General features: G+C 66.9%; 16 protein-coding genes. 9 read left to right on the forward strand and 7 right to left on the reverse strand.

What is annotated here, in order from left to right:
- Positions 1–8 precede the first annotated feature (8 nt).
- The 4 genes from pstA to F3I62_RS02890 all read left to right on the forward strand — a co-directional run bounded on the left by pstA (position 9) and on the right by F3I62_RS02890 (position 4,438).
- Positions 9–1,625: a phosphate ABC transporter permease PstA gene (gene pstA, locus F3I62_RS02875; protein ID WP_372240077.1), complete on the forward strand. Its 1,617-nt coding sequence runs from the start codon at positions 9–11 to the stop codon at positions 1,623–1,625.
- A gap of 64 nt (positions 1,626–1,689) precedes the next feature.
- The gene (gene pstB / locus F3I62_RS02880; protein WP_160488171.1) at positions 1,690–2,523 is read left to right on the forward strand and encodes a phosphate ABC transporter ATP-binding protein PstB; all 834 of its coding nucleotides are present in this window, start codon (positions 1,690–1,692) and stop codon (positions 2,521–2,523) included.
- Positions 2,524–2,674: 151 nt separating this feature from the next.
- Positions 2,675–3,406 (forward strand): phosphate signaling complex protein PhoU, encoded by a 732-nt coding sequence (phoU, locus tag F3I62_RS02885; RefSeq protein WP_160488172.1) that lies wholly within the window; start codon positions 2,675–2,677, stop codon positions 3,404–3,406.
- Positions 3,407–3,526: 120 nt separating this feature from the next.
- Positions 3,527–4,438 carry a response regulator gene (locus tag F3I62_RS02890; RefSeq protein WP_160488173.1) on the forward strand — a complete coding sequence of 304 codons (912 nt, stop codon included), beginning with the start codon at positions 3,527–3,529 and terminating at the stop codon, positions 4,436–4,438.
- Between the two features lie 161 nt (positions 4,439–4,599).
- On the opposite strand, the gene F3I62_RS02895 is transcribed toward F3I62_RS02890, so the two are convergent.
- A complete protein-coding gene (locus F3I62_RS02895; protein ID WP_160488174.1) occupies positions 4,600–6,093 on the reverse strand; it encodes an acetyl-CoA hydrolase/transferase family protein in 1,494 nt (497 codons plus the stop codon).
- Between the two features lie 241 nt (positions 6,094–6,334).
- Between F3I62_RS02895 and F3I62_RS02900 the strand changes: the two genes are divergently transcribed.
- On the forward strand, positions 6,335–7,231 hold the full coding sequence (locus F3I62_RS02900; RefSeq protein WP_160488175.1) for a peptidoglycan DD-metalloendopeptidase family protein: 897 nt from the start codon (positions 6,335–6,337) through the stop codon (positions 7,229–7,231).
- A 115-nt stretch (positions 7,232–7,346) separates the two neighbouring features.
- Here the strand turns inward: F3I62_RS02900 and F3I62_RS02905 are convergent, their stop codons facing one another.
- The 5 genes from F3I62_RS02905 to F3I62_RS02925 all read right to left on the reverse strand — a co-directional run bounded on the left by F3I62_RS02905 (position 7,347) and on the right by F3I62_RS02925 (position 12,470).
- On the reverse strand, positions 7,347–8,687 hold the full coding sequence (locus tag F3I62_RS02905) for a hemolysin family protein (protein WP_160488176.1): 1,341 nt from the start codon (positions 8,685–8,687) through the stop codon (positions 7,347–7,349).
- A 107-nt stretch (positions 8,688–8,794) separates the two neighbouring features.
- Positions 8,795–10,099, reverse strand: coding sequence for a phosphate regulon sensor histidine kinase PhoR (phoR, locus tag F3I62_RS02910; protein WP_160488177.1), 1,305 nt, complete (start codon positions 10,097–10,099; stop codon positions 8,795–8,797).
- Positions 10,100–10,142: 43 nt separating this feature from the next.
- On the reverse strand, positions 10,143–10,832 hold the full coding sequence (phoB, locus tag F3I62_RS02915) for a phosphate regulon transcriptional regulator PhoB (RefSeq protein WP_160077743.1): 690 nt from the start codon (positions 10,830–10,832) through the stop codon (positions 10,143–10,145).
- Between the two features lie 99 nt (positions 10,833–10,931).
- Positions 10,932–11,822, reverse strand: a complete 891-nt coding sequence (ubiA, locus tag F3I62_RS02920) for a 4-hydroxybenzoate octaprenyltransferase (RefSeq protein WP_160488178.1) — start codon at positions 11,820–11,822, stop codon at positions 10,932–10,934.
- A 102-nt stretch (positions 11,823–11,924) separates the two neighbouring features.
- Positions 11,925–12,470, reverse strand: a complete 546-nt coding sequence (locus F3I62_RS02925) for a chorismate lyase (RefSeq protein ID WP_160488179.1) — start codon at positions 12,468–12,470, stop codon at positions 11,925–11,927.
- 175 nt (positions 12,471–12,645) lie between these two features.
- On the opposite strand from F3I62_RS02925, the gene F3I62_RS02930 reads away from it, so the two are divergent.
- From F3I62_RS02930 to F3I62_RS02945, 4 genes are all read left to right on the forward strand, one after another.
- Positions 12,646–12,813: a rubredoxin gene (locus F3I62_RS02930; RefSeq protein WP_160488180.1), complete on the forward strand. Its 168-nt coding sequence runs from the start codon at positions 12,646–12,648 to the stop codon at positions 12,811–12,813.
- A gap of 328 nt (positions 12,814–13,141) precedes the next feature.
- A complete protein-coding gene (locus F3I62_RS02935) occupies positions 13,142–13,414 on the forward strand; it encodes an HU family DNA-binding protein (protein WP_160077751.1) in 273 nt (90 codons plus the stop codon).
- A gap of 279 nt (positions 13,415–13,693) precedes the next feature.
- A complete protein-coding gene (locus tag F3I62_RS02940; RefSeq protein WP_160488181.1) occupies positions 13,694–14,089 on the forward strand; it encodes a helicase in 396 nt (131 codons plus the stop codon).
- 74 nt (positions 14,090–14,163) lie between these two features.
- Positions 14,164–14,895, forward strand: a complete 732-nt coding sequence (locus F3I62_RS02945) for a hypothetical protein (protein ID WP_160488182.1) — start codon at positions 14,164–14,166, stop codon at positions 14,893–14,895.
- Positions 14,896–14,974: 79 nt separating this feature from the next.
- Here F3I62_RS02945 and F3I62_RS02950 read toward each other — a convergent pair whose 3' ends face one another.
- Positions 14,975–16,384 (reverse strand): aminoacyl-tRNA deacylase and HDOD domain-containing protein, encoded by a 1,410-nt coding sequence (locus F3I62_RS02950; protein ID WP_160488183.1) that lies wholly within the window; start codon positions 16,382–16,384, stop codon positions 14,975–14,977.
- Positions 16,385–16,404 lie beyond the last annotated feature (20 nt).

The raw sequence follows: 16,404 nt of genomic DNA on the forward strand, positions 1-16,404 counted from the left end.
GGGTGTGGATGACCGCCGGTGGCGTGTCCATCGCGGTGATCATGACCATCGGCCTGCTGGCGGTGATCGCCACCCGCGGCCTCGGCCACTTCTGGCCGGCCGACGTGATCGAGTCGCGCTACCAGGTGCCGGGCGAGGAATCACGCATCATCGCCGGTGAACTGGTGCAGGCCGAGGAAGTGCCGCGTGCGCGCCTGGCCGCGGCCGGCCTGCCGGTGGACGTGAAGGGCGGCGAGTTCATGACCCGCGAGCTGTTCAAGGTCGGCAACCGCGAGCTGTTCGGCGCCGACTTCAGCTGGGTGGTCGCCGAGTGGATGAGCGAATCGCGCACCCCGGAAAACCTGCTGGTGATGGAGCGCCGCGAGTGGGGCAACTTCTACGGCTACCTGGTCAACGTCAAACAGAGCGGTCAGCTGGTCGCCGAGGGTGACGCCGCCTGGGACGAGCTGCAACAGCGCATCGCCCGTATCGACGCGCTGCACGCGCAGATCGCCAAGCTGGAGAAGAAGGACATCGGCCGCATCAACGCCGGCCTCGAGCGCCTGCGCCTGCAGACCCGCGGCCTGGAGCTGAAGGGCCAGCTGGACGCCGCCGCCCAGGCCGACCTGGACGCTCAGCGCGCCGAGTGGGACGCCCAGTACAAGGTCCTCGAAGCCCAGCTGACCGAGCTGCACAGCGCCTTCAACCGTGACAGCGTGACGGTCAAGACGGTCGATGGCCGGGTCGAGGAAATCAGCCTGGGCAAGGTGGTACGCGCCTTCCAGCCGAACGCCATGGGCACCTTCGACAAGCTCGGCTTCTACTTCGCCAAGCTGTGGGAGTTCGTCAGCGACGAGCCGCGCGAGGCCAACACCGAGGGCGGCATCTTCCCGGCCATCTTCGGCACCGTGATGATGACCCTGATCATGGCGGTGATCGTCACCCCGTTCGGCGTGCTGGCGGCCATCTACCTGCGCGAGTACGCCAAGCAGGGCCTGATGACCCGCATCATCCGCATCGCGGTGAACAACCTGGCGGGTGTCCCGGCAATCGTCTACGGCGTGTTCGGCCTGGGCTTCTTCGTCTACGTGCTGGGCGGCTCGATCGACCGGCTGTTCTTCGCCGAGGCGGCGCCGGCGCCGACCTTCGGCACCCCGGGCCTGCTGTGGGCCTCGCTGACCCTGGCGATCCTCGCCGTGCCGGTGGTGATCGTCGCCACCGAGGAAGGCCTGGCGCGCATCCCGCGGGCCCTGCGCGAAGGCTCCCTGGCCCTCGGCGCGACCAAGGCCGAGACCCTGTGGAAAGTGGTGCTGCCCATGGCCAGCCCGGCCATGATGACCGGCATGATCCTCGCCGTGGCCCGCGCCGCCGGCGAAGTGGCGCCGCTGATGCTGGTCGGCGTGGTCAAGCTGGCCCCGGCGCTGCCGCTGGACGGCAACTACCCGTACCTGCACCTGGATCAGAAGATCATGCACCTGGGCTTCCACATCTACGACGTCGGCTTCCAGAGCCCCAACGTCGAGGCTGCCCGCCCGCTGGTGTACGCCACCGCGCTGCTGCTGGTGCTGGTGATCGCCCTGCTCAACCTGAGCGCGGTGTTCATCCGCAACCACCTGCGCGAGAAGTACAAGGCGCTGGATCATTAATGCATTGCGCCGCCGCAGCCAGGCTGCGGCGGCAACCACGAATTGTTAGCGTAGGGAGCATCCCATGCAGCACGAAGTACACACCCACGGCATCAACATGGCGGCCCTCGGTCGCGAGAAGCAGGGCCTCGACCTGACACAGGAAAGCGTGGCCCTGGAAGTGCCCGGCCTCAACCTGTTCTACGGCGACAAGCAGGCGCTGTTCGACGTCAGCCTGAACATCCCGAAACAGCGGGTGACCGCCTTCATCGGCCCGTCCGGCTGCGGCAAGTCGACCCTGCTGCGCACCTTCAATCGGATGAACGACCTGGTCGACGGCTGCCGCGTGGACGGCCAGATCCTCCTCGACGGCCAGGACATCTACAAGAAGGGCGTCGACGTCGCCGAGCTGCGCCGCCGCGTCGGCATGGTGTTCCAGAAGCCCAACCCGTTCCCCAAGAGCATCTACGAGAACGTGGTGTACGGCCTGCGCATCCAGGGCGTGAACCAGAAGCGCGTGCTCGACGAGACCGTGGAATGGGCGCTGAAGAGCGCGGCGCTGTGGGACGAAGTGAAGGACCGCCTGCACGACTCGGCCCTCGGCCTGTCCGGCGGCCAGCAGCAGCGCCTGGTGATCGCCCGCACCGTGGCGGTACAGCCGGAAGTGCTGCTGCTCGACGAACCCTGCTCGGCGCTGGACCCGATCTCCACCCTCAAGGTCGAAGAACTGATCTACGAGCTGAAGAGCAAGTACACCATCGTCATCGTCACCCACAACATGCAGCAGGCCGCGCGGGTTTCCGACTACACGGCGTTCATGTACATGGGCAAGTTGATCGAGTTCGGCGACACCGACACCCTGTTCACCAACCCGGCGAAGAAGCAGACCGAAGACTACATCACCGGTCGCTACGGCTAGGTCGCCGGCTATGGCAAATCGCGCTGCGCTTGGTTGGCGGCGCTTGCCGTACTAATTGTACTGCCTGCGCGCCGCCGCCTCGCTCAGCACGATTTTCCAAAGGCCGGCACGTTCCGATAAGAACTTTACTCAGCTTCGCAAGGGTCCGAGCATGATCAACAAAGACAACCTCACCCAGCACATCTCCCAGCAGTTCAACGCCGAGCTGGAGGAGGTGCGCAGCCACCTGCTGGCCATGGGCGGCCTGGTCGAGAAACAGGTCAACGATGCGGTCACCGCGCTGATCGACGCCGACTCGGGTCTGGCCCAGCAGGTGCGCGAGATCGACGACCAGATCAACCAGATGGAGCGCAACATCGACGAGGAATGCCTGCGCATCCTCGCCCGCCGCCAGCCGGCCGCCTCCGACCTGCGCCTGATCATCAGCATCTCCAAGTCGGTGATCGACCTGGAGCGCATCGGCGACGAGTCGTCGAAGATCGCCAAGCGCGCCATCCTGCTGTGCGAGGAAGGCGAGGCGCCGCGCGGCTATGTCGAAGTTCGCCATATCGGCGACCAGGTGCGCAAGATGGTGCAGGAGGCACTGGACGCCTTCGCCCGCTTCGACGCCGACCTGGCCCTGTCGGTGGCGCAGTACGACAAGACCATCGACCGCGAGTACAAGACCGCCCTGCGCGAGCTGGTCACCTACATGATGGAAGACCCGCGTTCGATCACCCGCGTGCTCAACGTGATCTGGGTCCTGCGTTCGCTGGAGCGCATCGGCGACCACGCGCGCAACATCGCCGAACTGGTGATCTACCTGGTGCGCGGCACCGATGTGCGGCACATGGGCCTGGCGCGCATGCAGGAAGAAGTGCAGGGCACCGGCAAGGCCGAGTGAGTCTGGCCAGCGCGCGCAGCGGCGGGCTCGGCCGTGCGCGCGACAGTTTCCGGCGTTGCCATGGTTGGCCTTGAGCCATCATCCGCGGCTATGCTGTGAGGATTGTCGCAGGAGTGGCCGATGAGCAAAGTCAGTGTGCTGGTGGTGGACGACGCAACCTTTATCCGCGATCTGGTGAAGAAGGGGTTGCGCGACCATTTCCCCGGCATCCAGATCGAGGAAGCGATCAACGGGCGCAAGGCCCAGCAGATGTTGAGCCGGCAGGCGGTCGACCTGATCCTCTGCGACTGGGAGATGCCCGAGCTGTCTGGCCTGGAGCTGCTCAGCTGGTGCCGCGAGCAGGACAACCTGAAGGTCGTGCCCTTCATCATGGTCACCAGCCGCGGCGACAAGGACAACGTGGTCCAGGCCATCCAGGCCGGGGTCTCCGACTTCATCGGCAAGCCGTTTTCCAACGAGCAGCTGGTGACCAAGGTGAAGAAGGCCCTGCACCGCGCCGGCAAGCTGCAGGCGCTGATGTCCAGCGCGCCGCCGAAGATGCTCAGCAGCGGCGCCTTCGCCAATGATTCCCTGGCCGCGCTGACCGGCGGCAATGCCGATGTGATCAAGCCGGCGGCCAAGGCCGCGACTCCCGCCCCCGGCTTCGCCAAGGCCGCCGCGCCCGCCGCCAAGGCGGCTGCCAGCGCCGCACCGAGCGGCCGTGGCCAGGGCCAGCTGCGCCTGCCCGGCGGCAACATGGCCTGCGTGATCAAGGCCCTGAGCATCAAGGAGGCGCTGCTGGTGGTCAAACGCGGCGAACCGCTGCCGCAGGTGCTGGAAAGCGCGGTGCTCGACCTGGAGCAGGGCGAGGCCGCCGAGACCGCCCGCCTGAACGGCTACCTGCACGCGGTGGCGGCGCTGGAGCCTACGCCGGCCAGCGAGTGGCTGCAGATCACCTTCAAGTTCGTCGACCGCGACCCGCAGAAGCTCGACTACCTGTCGCGCCTGATCGCCCGCGGCAGCGCGCAGAAGCATTTCGTCCCCGGCGCGTAGCTTGGGTTGAGGCGCGCAGCGCCGAAGCCCAACATGGGCGCAGCCCTGCCAGTGCGCGTTGGGCTTCGCTGCGCTCAACCTCACCTACAGCGCTGTTCCTGCATGCAAAAAGCCGCTTCCACCGGTGAGGTGAAAACGGCTTTGGGGGCGGGGGAGCCGACTCAGCCGGCCAGCATGCGTCCGCACTCTTCCAGGTTGATGTGCCACTGCAGCGCCTCGCGCAGCAGGTGCGGGGTGTGCCCGCCCTTGGCGCAGGCGCGCTCGAAGTAGTCGTTCAGCGGCCCGCGGAAGTCCGGGTGCACGCAGTTGTCGATGATCACCCGCGCCCGCTCGCGTGGCGCCAGGCCGCGCAGGTCGGCCAGGCCGACCTCGGTGACCAGGATGTCGACGTCATGCTCGCTGTGGTCGACGTGGCTGACCATCGGCACCACGCTGGAAATCGCCCCGCCCTTGGCGATCGACTTGCTGACGAAGATCGCCAGGTGCGCATTGCGGGCGAAGTCGCCGCTGCCGCCGATGCCGTTCATCATCTTGGTGCCGCCGACGTGGGTCGAGTTGACGTTGCCGTACAGGTCGAACTCCAGTGCCGTGTTGATGCCGATGATGCCCAGGCGGCGCACCACCTCCGGGTGGTTGGAGATTTCCTGCGGACGCAGCACCAGCTTGTCCTTGTACTTTTCCAGGTTGCCGAACACCCGCGCGTTGCAGCGCTCGGACAGGGTGATCGAGCAGCCCGAGGCGAAGTTCATCTTGCCGGCGTCGATCAGGTCGAAGGTCGAGTCCTGCAGCACTTCGGAGTACATGGTCAGGTTGTCGAACGGCGAATCGATCAGGCCGCACATCACCGCGTTGGCGATGCTGCCGATGCCGGCCTGCAGCGGGCCGAGGTTGCTCGGCATGCGCCCGGCGGCCACTTCCTTCTCGAAGAAGGCGATCAGGTGGTCAGCGATGGCCTGGGTGTCGGCGTCCGGCGCGGTCACCGTGGAATAGGAGTCGGCCTGCTCGGTGATGACGATGGCGACGATCTTCGCCGGGTCGATGGGGATGGCGCTGCTGCCGATGCGGTCGTCCACGCGGGTCAGCGGGATCGGCGTTCGGGTCGGCCGGTAGGTGGGGATGTAGATGTCGTGCAGGCCTTCCAGGTTCGGGTTGTGCGCCAGGTTGATCTCGACGATCACGCGCTCGGCGAAGATGGCGAAGCTGGCCGAGTTGCCCACCGAGGTGGTCGGCACGATATGGCCCTGTTCGGTGATGGCCACCGCCTCGATCACCGCGATGTCCGGCTTCTTCAGCTGGTGGTTGCGGATCTGCTCGACGGTATCCGACAGGTGCTGGTCGACGAACATCACCTCGCCGGCATTGATCGCCCTGCGCAGGGTCGGGTCGACCTGGAACGGCATGCGCCGGGCCAGCACGCCGGCTTCGGTGAGCTGCTTGTCGAGGTCGTTGCCCAGGCTGGCGCCGGTCATCAGGCTGATCTGCAGCGGCTGGCGCTTGGCCCGCTCGGCCAGGGCGCGCGGCACCGCCTTGGCTTCGCCGGCGCGGGTGAAACCGCTCATGCCGACGGTCATGCCGTCCTCGATCAGATTGGCGGCGTCGGCCGCGCTCATCACCTTGGCCAACAGCGCGGGCAGGCGCACACGATCGCGATACATGGGGGAACCTCGGGGCAGCGAAAACGAGGCCGGCAGTCTAGGCGCTGGGCGGGCCTCCGCCACTCATACCTAAGTCGAATGGATCGCTCTGTTCCGGGCTTTGCAGACGAGCGGTCGAATTCCGCCCTGGGGGCAATGCCGACTGTCGCACAGCCGCGCCCGCCGGCTCTCGCGCGGCCTGGGCGGCGCTGCTAGTCTTACTAACCCCCGGATAACCAAAAACCACTCGATCCGTGAAGTCATGCTAAGGCCTGTATTGCTCTTCTGCGCTCTGCTGCTGGCCGCCGGCCAGGCCAGTGCGCTGACCATCTACAAATACGTCGACGCCAACGGCGTGGTGACCTATAGCGACAAGGCCGTGCCTGGCGCCCAGGTGTTCGTGTTCCGCGACCGCATGATCGAGCGCCTGGACAACCTGGTGAGGCTGGAAACCAAGAAGCATGACGCCGGCGAGACCCTGCTGATCCGCAACGACCTGTATGCCCCGGTGGAAATCGAGCTGAGCCTGAACCGCGTGGTCAACGCCTCCGGCGCCCCGGAGCAGCCGATCCGCTGGGTGCTGCCGCCGCGCAGCAAGATCCGCCTGGCCACCCTGGCCCCCGTCGATGCCAGCCAGCCGATGAGCTACAAGCCGCGCCTGCGCTACGCCATGGGCGACCCGCGGCTGCAGCCGCAGCTCTACCGCTATCCGCTGCCCTGGCGCGGCGGGCCGTTCAAGCTGACCCAGGGCGCCAACGGCCGCTACAGCCATTTCACCCCCAAGGGGCGCTATGCCCTGGATATCGCCATGCCGCAAGGCACGCCGATCGTCGCCGCGCGCGGCGGCATGGTGGTGAAGACCGAGAATCACCAAAGCGGCCGGGGCACCAACCCCTCCGGCAACTTCGTGCGCATCCTGCACGACGACGGCACCATGGGCGTCTACCTGCACCTGCTGCGCGGCTCGGTGAGCGTGCACGAGGGGCAGCGGGTGGAGACCGGCACGCGCCTGGCCAGCTCCGGCAACACCGGCAACAGCACCGGCCCGCACCTGCACTTCGTAGTACAGCGCAACGTCGGCCTGGCGCTGGAGTCGATCCCCTTCAACTTCGCCCAGCCGGTCGACAGCCTGCCCAACTTCGCCGTCGGCGGCGAGTAGGGCTGTTCTTCTGCCCCGTTTACGTCGCTGGTTAATTGCGGCAATGCCGTAGGGTGCGCCATGCGCACCAGAGGTTTCGGCGGAGCCAAGGTGCGCACGGCGCACCCTACGCCGCTCAGTCCAGCTTGAGCACCTTGGCCAGCACGATCTTCGGCCCCTTCATCTTCTTGACGATGATGCGCAGGCCCTCGGTCTCCAGCACTTCCTCCTCTTCCGGCACGCGGTTGAGGCTTTCGTAGACCAGCCCGGCCAGGGTCTCGGCCTCGATGTGGTCGAGGTCGATGCCGAGCAGGCGCTCGATCTTGAACAGCGGGGTGTCGCCACGTACCAGCAGCTTGCCCGGCTGGTAGGCGAGGATGCCGCGCTCGGCCTTGTGGTGCTCGTCCTGGATATCGCCGACCAGGGCTTCCAGCACGTCTTCCATGGTCAGGAAGCCGACCACCTTGCCATCGGCCTCCTCGACCAGGGCGAAGTGCGCGCCGCCCTGGCGGAACTGCTCCAGCAGGCTGGACAGCGGCATGTGCTTGGTCACCCGCTCCAGCGGATGGAGCAGCTCGGTCAGCTTGAACTTGGACGGCAGCATTTCCAGCAGCGACAGCTGCAGCAGCAGGTCCTTGATGTGCAGCAGGCCGATGAAGTGGCCGGCTTGCTCGTCGTAGACCGGGAAGCGGCTGTACTTGTGGCGGCGGAACAGGCTGAAGACATCCTCCAGCTTGGCGTCGCTGTTGAGGAACACCAGGTCCTCGCGCGAGTTGGCCCAGTCGACCACCTCCAGCTCGCCCATCTCCACGGCCGAGGCCAGCACGCGCATGTCCTGGTCGCTGGGGTCGCTGGCGCGGCTGGAGTGGAGGATCAGCTTGAGCTCGTCGCGGCTGTAGTGGTGCTCGTGGTGCGGGCCCGGCTCGCCCTGGCCGGCGAAGCGCAGGATGGCGTTGGCGCTGGCGTTGAGCAGGAAGATCGCCGGGTACATGGCCCAGTAGAACAGGTACAGCGGTACCGCGGTCCACAGCGACAGCAGCTCGGGCTTGCGGATTGCCCAGGACTTCGGCGCCAGCTCGCCGACCACGATGTGCAGGTAGGAGATGATGAAGAAGGCGACGAAGAAGGCGATGGCATGCACCAGCTTCGGCGAGTCGATGCCGGCGTACTCCAGCAGCGGGCCGAGCAGGTGGGCGAAGGCCGGCTCGCCGACCCAGCCGAGGCCGAGGGAGGCCAGGGTGATGCCCAGCTGGCAGGCCGACAGGTAGGCGTCGAGCTGGTTGTGCACGGTGCGCAGGATGTGCCCGCGCCAGCCGTTCTGCTCGGCCAGGGCTTCGACCTTGGTCGAGCGCAGCTTGACCATGGCGAACTCGGCGGCGACGAAGAAGCCGTTGAGCAGAACGAGGAACAGGGCGAACAGCACGAGGCCGAAATCGGCGAAATAGGTGGCGGCGGTGTAACTAGGAGAAGGGTCCATGGGGTCTGTGGTTGGCGAATGACCGCTAAAGGGTGGCGGCTGCTGCCGGCGAATGCAAGCCGCAAACGCCGGCGCCCTGGTTTCCGGTTGTGCTGGCCGGGGCCGGATCAGCCACGGCGGATCACCTGTTGCGCGGGGAAGTGGCAGGTGAAGGTGCTGCCCTTGCCCAGGCTGCTGCTGATGTCCAGGCGGGCCCGGTGGCGCAGCAGCACATGCTTGACGATGGCCAGGCCGATGCCGGTGCCGCCGGTGTTGCTGGCGCGGCTGGAGTCGACCCGGTAGAAGCGCTCGGTGAGGCGCGGCAGGTGCTTGGGTTCGATGCCGATGCCGCTGTCGGTCACGCTGAAGTAGGCGCCGTTGTCGTCGCCCCACCAGCGGATGCGGATCTCGCCTTCGTCCGGGGTGTATTTCACCGCGTTGAACACCAGGTTGGAGAAGGCGCTGCGCAGTTCGGCCTCGCTGCCCTTGAGCTTGACGTGAGCGTCGGCCTCCAGGCTGATGCGGTGGTGGCGGGCGCCGGACAGCGCCTGGGCATCGTTCTTGATGGAGAGCAGCAGCAGGTCGACGGCCACCGGATGATTGTCCGAGGGATAGTCGGTGGCCTCCAGCTTGGCCAACAGCAGCAGGTCGTTCAGCAGGTTCTGCATGCGCGCGCCTTGTTGCTGCATCTGCTGCAGGGCCCGCAGCCAGCGCGGATTGACGTCCTCGACGTTGTCTAGCAGGGTCTCCAGGTAGCCGGCGATCACCGTCAGCGGCGTGCGCAGCTCGTGGGAGACGTTGGCGACGAAGTCCTTGCGCATCTGTTCCAGCTGATACAGGCGGGTGACGTCGCGCACCAGCATCAGGTGTTCCTGGTTGCCGTATTGGGTGATCTGCAGTTGCAGGCGCAGGTGGTCGTTGACCGGCGAGGGCAGGTCGAGGGCATCCTGATAGTTGCCCTGCTCGAAGTATTCCTTGAAGCGCGGGTGACGCACCAGGTTGGTGATCGACTGGCCGCTGTCCTGCGGGGTCTTCAGGCCGAGCAGGGTTTCCGCGGCGCGGTTCCACCACTCCAGGTTGCCGTCGCTGTCGAGCATGATCACCCCGTCGCGCAGGGCGGCGGTGGATTCCTGCACGCGGTCGATCACCGCCTGCAGGCGCCCGCGCACGCGCTGGTCGCGGCGTTGCAGGTGGTAGATGTTGTCGAACACCTCGCCCCACAGGCCGTAGCCTTCCGGTGGCGCATCGTCGGGCTGGCGCTCGCGGAGCCACTGGTGCAGGCGCAGCAGCTGCTTGAGGTGCCAGGCCAGGTAGAGACCCAGGCCCACGGCCAGGCACCAGGCGTATTGCCCACTGACCAGGCCCAGCAGGCCGCAGCCCGCCAGCAATAACAACAGGCGGCGCACCACGGCGCCGCGCCAGTTCTGATTCACCTAGCGCGTCCTTTCAGTAACCGCAGCCGAACGCTATGGCGGCTCAATTCTTGGTGGAAAAACGATACCCGGTACCGCGTACCGTCTGGACCAGGTTCTCGTAGACCTCGCCGAGCGCCTTGCGCAGGCGACGGATATGCACGTCGACGGTGCGCTCCTCGACGTATACGTTGCCACCCCAGACCTGGTCGAGCAACTGGCCGCGGGTGTAGGCGCGTTCCTGGTGGGTCATGAAGAACTGCAGCAGGCGGTATTCGGTGGGCCCCATCTCGGCCGGCTTGCCGTCGATGGTGACACGGTGGCTGATCGGGTCGAGCAGCAGGCCGCCGACCTCGATCGGCGCCTCGCCGTCGCTCGGTGCGGCGCGGCGCAGCACGGCCTTGAGGCGGGCGACCAGTTCGCGCGGCGAGAACGGCTTGGTGATGTAGTCGTCGGCGCCGACTTCCAGGCCCTGGATCTTGTTGTCCTCTTCGCCCTTGGCGGTGAGCATGATGATCGGGATGTCGTCGGTCAGCTCGTCGCGCTTGAGCCGGCGGGCCAGTTCGATGCCGCTGGTCCCAGGCAGCATCCAGTCGAGCAGGATCAGGTCCGGCTTGCGGTCGACGATCAGCGCGTGGGCCTGCTGGGTGTTTTCCGCTTCCATGCAATCGTAGCCGGCCATTTCCAGGGCCACTGCGATCATTTCGCGGATCGGTGCTTCGTCATCAACGATCAGGATGTTCTTGCCAACCATGGACCGAGCCTCGGGTCGTCTGTCTTGCGCCGCATTAGATAACGGAATTATTGCAGCGATGTGACAGTGTGGCTGCATCCCGCGCCGGCGGCACCCGCTCTAGCGCAAGGCATAGTCGACGGCGATGCCGATCAGTACCGCCAGGCCGGCCCAGTGGTTGTGCAGGAAGGCGGCGAAGCAGGCCTGAGGTTCGCGCTGGCGGGTTTGCCAGAACTCCCAGGCGAAGCAGGCGGCGGCGCCGAACAGGCCGAGCAGGAACCACAGCCCTAAGCTGAAGCGTGCGCCGGCCATGGCCAGGCACAGCAGGCTCAGGCCCTGCAGGCAGAGGATGATCAGCCGGTCGGCCTCGCCGAACAGGATGGCGGTGGATTTCACCCCGATCTTCAGGTCGTCCTCGCGGTCGGTCATCGCGTAGTAGGTGTCGTAGGCCACGGTCCACAGCAGGTTGGCCAGGTACAGCAGCCAGGCGGCGGTCGGCAGGCTGCCGCTCTCGGCGCTGAAGGCCATGGGGATGCCCCAGGAATAGGCCGCGCCGAGCACCACCTGCGGGTAGAAGGTGTAGCGCTTCATGAAGGGGTAGCAGGCGGCCAGGGCCAGGGCGCCGAAGGACAGCCAGACCGTGAAGGCGTTGGTCAGCAGCACCAGGCCGAAGCTCAGGGCCACCAGCACGGCGAACAGGCTCAGCGCCTCGCGGGAGCTGATCCTGCCGCTGGCCAGCGGGCGGTTGCGGGTGCGGCTGACATGGCCGTCGAAGTCGCGGTCGGCGAAGTCGTTGATCACGCAGCCGGCCGAGCGCATGAGGATCACGCCGAGGCTGAAGATGAGCAGGTTGCCCAGGCTCGGCACGCCCTTGGCCGCCACCCAGAGGGCGCCCAGGGTCGGCCACAGCAGCAGGTAGATGCCGATCGGCCGGTCCAGGCGCATCAGCTGGATGAAGTCCCAGGCCCGCGGGTGCAGGCGATTCAGCGATTGCAGCAGGGTGGTGTACATCGGCGACTCTCCGGGCCAGGTGCGCCGATTATACGGTGCCGAGCGGCCCAGGAAATCGGCGGCTGCGCCGCCTGGGTCACGCTTGAGTGATCGGGGTGGGGGTTACCGCGCGGCCTGGGTCCAGAACGCCGGCAGGAACACTTCCGCCACCAGCACGCCGAGGCCGTCGCGGCAGAAGTTCGAGCGCCGCGCCCACAGGCGTTCCTCGCGCACCTCGCCGGGCAGCCAGGCGGCCGGGTAGCGGCAGGCCTGCAGCTCGCCGCGCTGGAAGGCACGGTCGCTGAACAGCAGTTCGCCCAGCGAGCGGCTGCCGAGCTTGCCCAGTTCGAAACCGGAGCCTTCCAGCGCACTGCGCGCCGCCACGCTGCGGGCGAATACCCAGGGCTGCTCGGCGCCGCGCAGGTACACCTCGCGCACCCAGCCGAGGCTGCCGGCCGGGACCTGCAGGCTGTGGCATTCATCGGCGCGCAGCACCTGCCAGCCTTGCACCAGCGGCAGTACACTGAACTGGCCGGCGCTGAGGGCGTCCAGGCGCCGGGTCAGCGAGCCCTCATCGAACAGCCAGTCGCGCTGCAGGGCGGTGGGTGCAGGGTGCAGCTGGGCACAAGTGAACCAGCGTGGCGGATGGGCGAGGGCGGCGGATGGCACGGCGGACAGGCTTTGGCGGCGACAGACGGCGGCGAGCTTAGCATGCCGGGCCGCCAGGTAGACCGTCGTCGGGTACTTGCATGCAGGCGCGCATGTCAGTACAAAGCCTGCTGATTTTTTGACCAGGCAGCGCCCGCCAGAGGCGCCTGGTCCGGCCGATGACGAGGTGGATGTGATGAAGAAGTGGCAATGTGTGGTCTGCGGCCTGATCTATGACGAGAGCCAGGGCTGGCCGGATGACGACATCGCTCCCGGTACGCGCTGGGAAGACGTTCCGGCCGACTGGCTGTGCCCGGACTGCGGCGTGGGCAAGGGCGACTTCGAGATGATCGAGATCGGCTGATCGGCGCGCCTGCTGCACCCCGAACGGCGGCCCCTGGGCCGCCGTTTGCGTATGCGCGAGGTGCCCGCCGCCGACCGTTGGTCTGGCGAGCTGGTACGGGCGTGCCGGGTGCCGCCGGGAAAACCAAGCTTATGGCGTAAATGGCATGCGTTCTGTCGTAAATACCTTGCTATTGGTGGCCTAAAACGCCGGGCACTACTGGCGCAGTGCCGGATGGCGTGCCATTCTCCCCCCGGTCTGCCGCAGCGCAGAGCTGTTGCGGCGCCTTAGGCGCTGTTCCGGACGGACAGCACGGACACAAAAACAACAAACCGTCAAAGAGGCATCTATGCGTAAACCCGAACTCGCCGCGGCCATTGCCGAAAAGGCTGACCTGACCAAAGACCAGGCCAATCGTGTACTCAACGCCGTTCTCGAAGAAATCACCGGCGCGCTGAACCGCAAGGACAGCGTGACCCTGGTTGGTTTCGGCACCTTCCTGCAGCGCCATCGTGGCGCGCGCACCGGGAAAAACCCGCAAACCGGCCAGCCGGTGAAGATCAAGGCCAGCAACACCGTGGCTTTCAAGCCGGGTAAATCGCTGAAGGACGCCGTCAACTAAGAACCCGTCTCGGATTTCTTGATCGTCGGCCATGCTGCGTTGAAATTGGGCTCGGACTGCTCATTTACACCTCGTAAACTCCGCGTCCTCGCCCAATTTCGCCTTGCCTGGCTCTAGCTCAAAAGATCCTAAACAGGTTCTAGGGCCTCCGGGTCCGGGGTCGCCAGGCTCCGGACCGCTTTCCCGCCGTTTTTCCTGCGCCGTGCCAGGCGGGATGTAGTCCTTCCCGCAACCCGCTACAATGCGCCGCCGATTTCCCCGACTTCGAGGCTGTGCGCCATGAAATTCCGCTTTCTCCTCTGGATGCTGGGCCGCCTGATGGCCAAGGCCAGCCGTACCAATCCTGATTTCCAGCAACAGCTGGCGGGCAAGGACATGGTGTTCCAGCTGCATACCCTGGATGGCAAGGTCTCGCGCCAGTACATCATCAAGGACCAGCGCATCACCAGCCGTGCCGGCAAGGCCGGCGAGCCCGCCTTCGCCATCGGCTTCAAGGATGCGCTGTACGGCTTCGCCACCCTGAATGCGAAGAACAAGCAGCTGGCCTTCATGCAGGGCATCCAGAACAAGGACATCCAGATCCAGGGCAACCCGGCGCTGGTGATCTGGTTCCAGGGCCTGTTCAAGTACATCATGCCGAAGAAAAACAAGACCGCCGTCAAGAAAGCGGCCTGAGGCCCGGCCCAGACGCTGGCCTGTGCCGTGGGCATTGGCTAGGCTGGGCGCCTTTTCCGCAAGTCGTGGCCACCATGCGTCTGCTGACCTCCCTCTCCTTCCTCCTGCTCCTGGCGAGCCCGCTGCAGGCTGCGCCGGTCGAACCCACGCTCAAGCGCGCGCTCGAACTGGCCGGCGTGCAGCTGCTCTGCGAGCAGACGCCGGCGCTGCTGCAGCGCGGCCTGCCCGCCGCCCAGCAGAAGCAGCTGGCCAAGGCCTTCAGCGCCGAGGCGCTGTGCACCGACCTGGCCAAGCGCTTGGCCGGGACGTTGCCCCAGGCGCAACTGGAGGAGGCGCTGCAGCTGCTCGACAGCCCGCTGGCCAGGCAGTTCAGCGAGGCCGAGCGCACCCTGGGGGCTGATGGCGGCCTGGCCGCCTACCGTGCCCAGCTCGGCGAACGCCCGCCGCGGGCCGAGCGCCTGCAGCTGGTGCAGCGCCTGGACAAGGCGGCGCACACCACCGAGCTGGCCACCCTGCTGCGCTACGAGGTGGGCAAGACCCAGGCGCTGCTGACCTTGCGCAGCCGTGGCGAGAACCTCTCGGAGCAGGCCCTGGGCGAACAGACGGCGGCCCAGGTCGCCCCGCTGCGCGCCTCCAGCGCCAGTGGCGTGGAGGCCTTCATGCTCTACGCCTACCGCCAGTCGCCCAGCGCCCAGCTGGCCGAATACGCCGCGCTGTATGAGCAGGCCGCGGTGCGTGCCCTGCTCGACGCCAGCGCCCGCGAGCTGCCCAAGGTGTTCGCCGCGCGGCGCGCGCTGTTGAAATAGCCGGCGCAGACAGACAAAAGGGGCCGCGAGGCCCCTTGTTCGTTATTCAACCCCGCGAATCCCGGAGTGGCGTCGCCGCTCAGTGCGGGTGATGGAACTGCGCCGCCAGTTCGCGCAGCGCCACTTCCGCCTGCAGCACCTTGTTCAGCGCGTCCTCGGCCTTGTCGCGGCTCAGCCCTAAGCGCTCGAACAGCTCATCCGGGATCTCGCCCTGCGGGCCGCTGCCGATGCCGCGGTTGCGCAGCAGGCTGACGGCCAGGCAGACCAGGTTCGGGTAGGCGCTGTGCGGGCCGTCGTAGCCTGGGTCGTGCTGGAAGCGCAGGGCGCTGGCCAGCTCCTCGGGCATGTCCCAGAAACGCATCAGCCAGGCACCGATCTGCTCGCGGCTGATGCCCAGCAGGTGCTGCTCGATGTAGCTCGGCGGCAGGTGCGGGTTGACCTCCAGATGGCGGCAGATCAGCGAGAAGTGCGGCGGGAAGACATGGGCCAGGACCAGGTAGCCGAAGTTGTGCAGCAGCCCGGCGAGGTAGGTCAGGCCGGCTTCCGGGCGCTGCGCGCGCGGCATGGCGCGGGTCAGGCCTTCGATCACCGCGGCGCTGTAGATCGCCTGCTGCCAGTAGGGGGTGGCGTGCTGCGGCTGGTCCTTGGGCAGGGCCAGGGTCTTGCCCAGGGCCAGGCCTAGGGCCAGGTTGATCACCAGGTCGAAGCCCAGCACGCGGACGATGGCGTCTTCCACCGAGCGGATCTTGCCCGGTGCGGCGTAGTAGGGCGAGGCCGCCCAGCTGACCACCTGGGCGGCCAGCGCCGGGTCGGTCTCGACCACGCCGGTGATGTCGTCCACCGTGGCATCCGGGTCGACGCGCAGCTTGATGATCTTCTGCGCGGTCTCCGGCAGCGGCGGGATCTCGATGGTCTCTTCCAGGCGCTGCTGGATGCGCCGGGCGGTGAAGGCCTGCACCGCCTGGGTGATTTCCGCGCGGTCGTCGTCCGGGCGGTCGAGGTTGGGCTTGATCGCCAGCACCGGCTCGCCGAAGCGCGCGGCGCTGGCCTTGCTCAGCAGCACGCTCTTGTAGGCGTCGCTGGCGATTTCCAGCAGCACGCCGGGTTCGCCGGATTCCACCAGCAGGCTGTCGGCGCGCAACAGGCGCTCGTCGTACAGGCATGGCGAGCTGGTCAGCGGCGGCAGGCCCGGCAGGGCGCCGAGGCTGTGCTTGGCCAGCATGCGTTCCAGGCGCTCCGGCTTGACCGCCGCCAGCTTGCGCCCGGTTAGTTCGGCCAGGCGGTTGAGGTCGAGCAGCTGGTCCTGGGGGAACAGCACCAGCAGGGCGCCGACCGCGTCGTCGAGCAGCACCGCCTGCACCCGGCGCGCGGCCGGCAGGCCGGCATGTTCAAGGCGTACCGTGCAGGCCACGCCGAGTTTGTCCAGCAGCTGGAGGATCACCGCCGGCGGACGCGGCGCAGAGTCGGGGGCGAGGGCAACTTCGGTCATGGGCAACATCCGGCTGGGGA

Origin of the sequence: Pseudomonas sp. R-28-1W-6 (assembly GCF_009799925.1) — a bacterium.
In the GTDB taxonomy this organism is placed as follows: Bacteria; Pseudomonadota; Gammaproteobacteria; order Pseudomonadales; family Pseudomonadaceae; genus Aquipseudomonas.

Excerpts from the sequence above, each read along its gene's own strand:
- pstB (WP_160488171.1), top strand. The coding sequence starts at position 1,690 with ATGCAGCACGAAGTACACACCCACGGCATCAACATGGCGGCCCTCGGT.
- F3I62_RS02930 (WP_160488180.1), top strand. The coding sequence starts at position 12,646 with ATGAAGAAGTGGCAATGTGTGGTCTGCGGCCTGATCTATGACGAGAGC.
- F3I62_RS02890 (WP_160488173.1), top strand. The coding sequence starts at position 3,527 with ATGAGCAAAGTCAGTGTGCTGGTGGTGGACGACGCAACCTTTATCCGC.
- F3I62_RS02905 (WP_160488176.1), bottom strand. The coding sequence starts at position 8,687 with ATGGACCCTTCTCCTAGTTACACCGCCGCCACCTATTTCGCCGATTTC.
- phoB (WP_160077743.1), bottom strand. The coding sequence starts at position 10,832 with ATGGTTGGCAAGAACATCCTGATCGTTGATGACGAAGCACCGATCCGC.
- ubiA (WP_160488178.1), bottom strand. The coding sequence starts at position 11,822 with ATGTACACCACCCTGCTGCAATCGCTGAATCGCCTGCACCCGCGGGCC.
- F3I62_RS02895 (WP_160488174.1), bottom strand. The coding sequence starts at position 6,093 with ATGTATCGCGATCGTGTGCGCCTGCCCGCGCTGTTGGCCAAGGTGATG.
- F3I62_RS02940 (WP_160488181.1), top strand. The coding sequence starts at position 13,694 with ATGAAATTCCGCTTTCTCCTCTGGATGCTGGGCCGCCTGATGGCCAAG.
- pstA (WP_372240077.1), top strand. The coding sequence starts at position 9 with ATGACCGCCGGTGGCGTGTCCATCGCGGTGATCATGACCATCGGCCTG.
- F3I62_RS02935 (WP_160077751.1), top strand. The coding sequence starts at position 13,142 with ATGCGTAAACCCGAACTCGCCGCGGCCATTGCCGAAAAGGCTGACCTG.
- F3I62_RS02950 (WP_160488183.1), bottom strand. The coding sequence starts at position 16,384 with ATGACCGAAGTTGCCCTCGCCCCCGACTCTGCGCCGCGTCCGCCGGCG.
- phoU (WP_160488172.1), top strand. The coding sequence starts at position 2,675 with ATGATCAACAAAGACAACCTCACCCAGCACATCTCCCAGCAGTTCAAC.
- F3I62_RS02945 (WP_160488182.1), top strand. The coding sequence starts at position 14,164 with ATGCGTCTGCTGACCTCCCTCTCCTTCCTCCTGCTCCTGGCGAGCCCG.
- F3I62_RS02900 (WP_160488175.1), top strand. The coding sequence starts at position 6,335 with ATGCTAAGGCCTGTATTGCTCTTCTGCGCTCTGCTGCTGGCCGCCGGC.